The following is a 1,613-nucleotide window of genomic DNA, read 5'->3' on the forward strand; positions in this document are numbered from 1 at the left end:
CCTGGATGCCCGCAACCAGCTAACCCAAGATCAAACAAATACCTGACCAGTTACGATATCTGAACACCAGCCGCCAAGCTCACCTGATAAGGGTTGAATTGTCCACAACCAGCAGCGCCAGGTCTTCCGCCGACGCCCGCGACGAGCGCTACGAGATCGGTGACGTCGCCATCCTGGTGACCTTGTCCCTGCGTACCGTCAGGTTCTACGAGGAGGCGGGCCTTCTCGTCGCCGTGGGCCGCTCGCCGGGCGGTTTCCCGCTCTATGACGATGACGCCCTCGAGCGATTCTTTCTGATCAAGAAGATGAAGCCGCTGGGTTTCACGGTGGAGGAGATGCGTTCACTGCTCACACTGCGTGAGCGGATGGCGCAGCCGGGGCTGTCCCCGCAGCTGCGCGCCGAGCTTCAGGACCGGCTGCAGACCTGGGTCAGCCTGGCCGAGGAGAAGCTCGCCTCGCTGCAGGAGCAGGTGCGCCTCGCCGAGGATTTCATGATCGGTCTGCGTGACGACACGGCCCGGTCGCTGCGAGGCGACGCGGACGGATCGGGGCATGGCTCCCCCAGGCCGGCCGCCGGCGGTTGGCCTGACCTGGACGACTCCATCCTCGACTTCCTCGACGACCCGTTCGGCGGCGACGACCACTAACGTCGTGGCGCGTCGGGATGGCACCCGACACCTGACACCTGACACCTGACGGATGGCGCGGTGTCAGCGGGAGCGTCGGCGTCACGGCCTGTCTGCCGTGAGCAGATCTGCTGCGGGTAGATCGCCGGTACAGGAGCGCTTTTCCCGGTAACTCTGGAGGGGCCGGCCCTTCGTCGAACGCGACGAGTCCCGACCCGGCCGGCGGGAGGACACGTCTCATGATCGACATATTGGCGACGAACGCGGGGCCCGGCGGCGGCCAGCCCCGTCGCCCCGTCGCCCAGGCCGGCACCGCCGACGACCAGGTGTTCGGCCGGCTGCTGGAGAACCGCATAGTCTTCCTCGGCGCCGTGGTGGAGGATGCCGTCGCCAACGCGATCAGTGCAAAGCTGCTGCTGCTCGCCGTCGAGGATCCGATCTCCGACATCTACCTCTACATCAACTCGCCCGGCGGTTCGGTGAGCGCCGGCATGGCGATCTACGACACGATGCAGTACGTCGGTAACGACGTGGCCACCGTCGTCCTCGGCTTCGCCGGCTCCATGGGCCAGTTCCTGCTCTGCGCCGGCGCCGCGGGCAAGCGTTACGCCCTTCCACACGCGCGGATCATGATGCATCAGCCGTCGGGAGGGATCGGGGGTACCGCCGCCGACATCTCCATCCAGGCCGAGCAGATGTTGTACACGAAGCGGACGCTGCAGCAGCGCACCGCCTTCCACAGCGGGCAGACCGTCGAGCAGATCGAAGCCGACTCCGACCGCGACCGGTGGTTCACCGCCGAGGAGGCCCGTGACTACGGCCTGGTCGACCATGTCGTCGAACGGGTCGATCAGGTGCCCAGCGGCGTCGGCGGCGCCGGTCTCGGCCCACGCCGGCCTCGGCGCGCCGAACGCCCAGGATCTGCCGACCGCCCGCCATCTGCCGACCGCCCGCCACATTTTGCCCAACATCGTGGAGCGGACGTCG

The 1,613-nt window shown here is 67.3% G+C and carries 1 protein-coding gene and 1 pseudogene; both read left to right on the plus strand.

Annotated elements, in window-relative coordinates:
* Nucleotides 1-98: 98 nt before the first annotated feature.
* The gene (locus G6R25_RS23875; protein ID WP_163554648.1) at nucleotides 99-647 is read left to right on the plus strand and encodes a MerR family transcriptional regulator; all 549 of its coding nucleotides are present in this window, start codon (nucleotides 99-101) and stop codon (nucleotides 645-647) included.
* Between the two features lie 218 nt (nucleotides 648-865).
* Nucleotides 866-1,489: pseudogene (locus G6R25_RS23880) on the plus strand (ClpP family protease); the annotation flags it as partial.
* Nucleotides 1,490-1,613 lie beyond the last annotated feature (124 nt).

Origin of the sequence: Candidatus Frankia alpina (assembly GCF_902806485.1) — a bacterium.
Taxonomy (GTDB): Bacteria; Actinomycetota; Actinomycetes; order Frankiales; family Frankiaceae; genus Frankia; species Frankia alpina.